The sequence below is a fragment of the Bacillus cereus group sp. BfR-BA-01524 genome (assembly GCF_022662595.1).
GTDB classification, from domain to species: Bacteria; Bacillota; Bacilli; order Bacillales; family Bacillaceae_G; genus Bacillus_A; species Bacillus_A thuringiensis_S.
The window spans coordinates 1-3,795 of record NZ_JAKUDW010000190.1; the positions used below are offsets into that span (position 1 = coordinate 1).

The window sequence follows — 3,795 nt, forward strand, 5'->3', positions numbered from 1 at the left end:
CTACCGGTTCCACTGGACATACTGGCTCTACCGGTTCCACCGGACCTACTGGGGCGGCTAGTGTAGGGTTAACAAACTATCTATATGTTTTTGATACTACTAACCAATCAATCGCAGTGGGAAGTAGTGTTACTTTTAACACAAATGGACCTATAACAGGAACTGCCCTTAGTCACATCACAGGTACTGGAAATATTATAATTAATACACTAGGAACATATGTAGCAGAGTTTCAATTACAAGCTTCTCGCGAAAACCAATTCTCCCTCGAACTAAATGGTACACCAATTCCAGGTGGGCGTTTTGGTACGGGGTCACCACATACAATAAATCAAGGTACTGCTGCTTTTACCGTAACAGTTGTTCCTTCAACATTGACTTTAATAAATAACACCTCTTCAGCAAGTACTATCACTCTCTCAAATAGTGATGGCGGCTCTTTAACAAATGTCTCTGCAAGTATAAGTATTTTTCAGGTCGGATAATGAATTTGGTTTGAAAAGTGATTCATAAAATTTACGAATATAAAAAATGAGGCTTCTCTTTTCTAGAGAAACCTCATTTTTTATATTAAATTTTAAACTGACTCGTATACAGATCAAAATAAAACCCTCTATCTTCCATGAGAGACTCATGATTCCCTCTTTCTAAAATATTTCCATCTTTTATAACAAGAATTTGATCTGCTTTTTCAATTGTTTTAAGTCGATGAGCGATCACAAAACTTGTGCGACCTCTCATTAAATTATTTAGTCCTGCTTGTATTTGTAATTCTGTTCTTGTATCAATATTTGATGTCGCTTCATCGAGAATTAATATATCTGCATCTGCTAAAATTGCTCGTGCAATCGCAAGAAGTTGTTTTTGTCCTTGACTTAAATTCGATCCTTCTGAAGCAATTTCTGTTTCATATTGATTTGGTAAATGCTTAATAAAAGAATGTGCAGATGCTGCCTTAGCTGCAGTGATAACTTCTTCATCAGTAGCATCTAAGCGTCCATAACGGATATTATCCATAATCGAACCAGCAAATAAATACGTATCCTGTAAAACTACTCCTATTTTACTTCGTAAAGAATTAATATCATAATCTTTTATATCTTTTCCATCAATATGAATTTGTCCTTGCTGTATATCATAAAAGCGAGTTAACAAATTAATGATTGTTGTTTTCCCTGATCCAGTCGGACCAACTAAAGCAATTGTCTCTCCTGGCTGCGCTTTAAGACTCACTTCTTTTAAAATCGTTTTATTTTCTGCGTAGCCAAATGAAACATTCTCAAGTGCAACATGCCCTTGTAAATTTTGTACAACAAATGCGTCTTTTTTATTTTGAATTTCTGGTACCTCATCCATAATCTCAAAAACACGTTCTCCACCAGCAACCGCCGCTTGAATTGTATTCATTAAAGTCGCAAATTGACTTAGCGGTCTTGAGAATTGACGAGAATAATTAATAAAAGCCGCAATAACTCCTACTGTTGTCATTCCGTTTAAGACCATAACTGATCCAGTCCCAATGACAAGCCCCATACCTAAGTTATTAATAAAGTTCATACTTGGAAAAATAAAAGCTGAAAATGTATCAGCCTTCGTAGCTGAAACTCTTAGCTGTTCATTAATTTTATTGAAATTTTGTACAGTTTCTTTTTCTTTTCCGTACAACGTTGTAACATCCGCACCTGTAATTGCTTCCTCAATAAATCCATTTAATTCACCTAAATCTTTTTGACGCTTCGCAAAGTTTTTACCACTATATGCAACTAGTTTTTTTGTAACGTAAAACATAATAGGTACTGTAATTAAAGTTACAATTGCTAAAATCCAATTTAAGGCGAACATTGCAATCGTTACACCTATAAAAGTTAATGCTGATGAAATAATTTGTACAACGCTTTGTGTCAAAGCTTGATTCAAATTATCTATATCATTTGTCACACGGCTCATTAAATCACCTTGAGAACGCACGTCAAAGAACCGTAAAGAAAGCGTTTGGATTTTCTCAAAAATATCTTGTCGTATTTTTTGAATTGTTTTTAATGCAACGTTAATCATGACAAACGTTTGTAACCATGTTAAAAGTACAGTTACACCATAAATCGCGATAAGTAACATACACATTCTTGCTGTACCACTTAAATCTTTCGGTACAATATATTGATCTATAATGACTCCCATAAAATATGGACCTAATAATCCAAGTAATGTAGTAACAACGACTAGAAATATAACAAACATAAGAGCAGCTTTTTGATAGCCCATATAGTTCCATACCCGCATTACAGTTCCTTGAGCATTTTTAGCTTTTCCCATCTTTGGGGTGTTTCGTCCACCTTTATTAGCAAATTGCCCTTGAAAATTACGCATGTTCTTCCCCACCTTCTTTATCCAAATTACCACCTTGGGAAAGATAAATTTCCTGATAAACCTCACTTTTTTCTAACAATTGTTCATGTGTACCATTGCCAACTAATTCACCATTATCTAATACAAGTATTTTATCCGCATCCATTATGGAAGAAATTTTGGACGCAATTAATAAAGTCGTTGTGCCTTTATATTTTGTTTTTAAAGCTGTTTGAATGGTAGCCTCTGATTTTGCATCAACTGCTGATGTAGAATCATCTAATATGAGAATCGGTGGCTTTCTCACAAGTGCCCTTGCAATTGATACACGTTGTTTTTGTCCACCTGATAGATTTGTCGCGCCTTGTGTTAAATTATATTGATAAGATTCTTCCAGCTTATTGATAAACTCAGTCGCACAAGCTGATGCAGCTGCTACTTCCAGCTCGTCATGTGTTGCATCTTCTTTACCATAACGTAAATTTTCTTCTATACTGCCTGAGAACAACAACGCCTTCTGAGGTACAAACCCTATTGAAGCACGGAGTTTTTGCAAATCATATTTTTTAACATCTATTCCATCTATACATATTTCACCATGATCCACATCATATAGACGTGGTAACAGTTTCGCTAAGGTAGATTTACCACTTCCAGTTGATCCAATAATCCCTACTTTTTCACCTTTTTGTATGCTAAACGAAATATCTTTTAAAACGTATTCATTATTTTTCGTATAGCTATAACTAACATTTTTAAATTCGATATTTCCTTCAATTTTCTCAGGTTCGATCGCATACGCTTCGCTTATAATATCAACCTCGGTATTTAACACTTGCTGTACACGATCCGCAGATGGAAAAGCTCGCGCAATTTGAATAAATACCATGCTAATCGACATAAGTGACATTAAAATGATATTCAAGTAATTAATAAATGCCAAAATCGCTCCTACTTGAAGCGTTCCATCGAATACTTTTTCTCCACCAATCCATAATGTTGCGACAATCCCGCCACTTACAACTAGCATAATGATTGGCATCATTAAAGAAATAAGTTGCACAGCTCGAATATTTATCTTCGTTAAATTTGTATTTACATTTCCAAATTGAGCGATTTCGTATTTTTGTCTTACATACGCTTTTATAACACGCACACCAGATAAATTTTCTTGTAGCTTTGTATTCACTTTGTCTAATGCCTCTTGCACCTTTTTAAATGTACCACTTGCTTTACTTGCAATTAAAATAATCGCAAGTAATAAAATCGGAACAACTACAAGTAATATTGGAAATAACTCTCGCGCTGTTACAAAAACAATAATTATACTTCCGATAAATAACAGTGGACCACGAACGAGAACACGTAATGTCATCGTCATTGCCGATTGAATGGAAGTGACATCATTTGTCACGATCGTTAATAATTTACCTGTTCCAAATGAGTCCC

2 protein-coding genes and 1 pseudogene are annotated in these 3,795 nt (G+C 34.9%); 1 reads left to right on the forward strand and 2 read right to left on the reverse strand.

From position 1 onward, the window contains the following. Positions 1-485, forward strand: a pseudogene (locus MR170_RS30005) (collagen-like protein); the annotation flags it as partial. An 85-nt stretch (positions 486-570) separates the two neighbouring features. On the opposite strand, the gene MR170_RS30010 reads toward MR170_RS30005, so the two are convergent. Together MR170_RS30010 and MR170_RS30015 are read right to left on the reverse strand one after the other, a co-directional pair. Continuing rightward, positions 571-2,367 carry an ABC transporter ATP-binding protein gene (locus tag MR170_RS30010; protein WP_016081661.1) on the reverse strand — a complete coding sequence of 599 codons (1,797 nt, stop codon included), beginning with the start codon at positions 2,365-2,367 and terminating at the stop codon, positions 571-573. After that, the coding region (locus MR170_RS30015; protein ID WP_242310524.1) for an ABC transporter ATP-binding protein at positions 2,360-3,795 on the reverse strand (1,436 nt) is incomplete at its 5' end. The genes MR170_RS30015 and MR170_RS30010, both read right to left, overlap by 8 nt.

Excerpts from the sequence above, each read along its gene's own strand:
- MR170_RS30010 (WP_016081661.1), bottom strand. The coding sequence starts at position 2,367 with ATGCGTAATTTTCAAGGGCAATTTGCTAATAAAGGTGGACGAAACACC.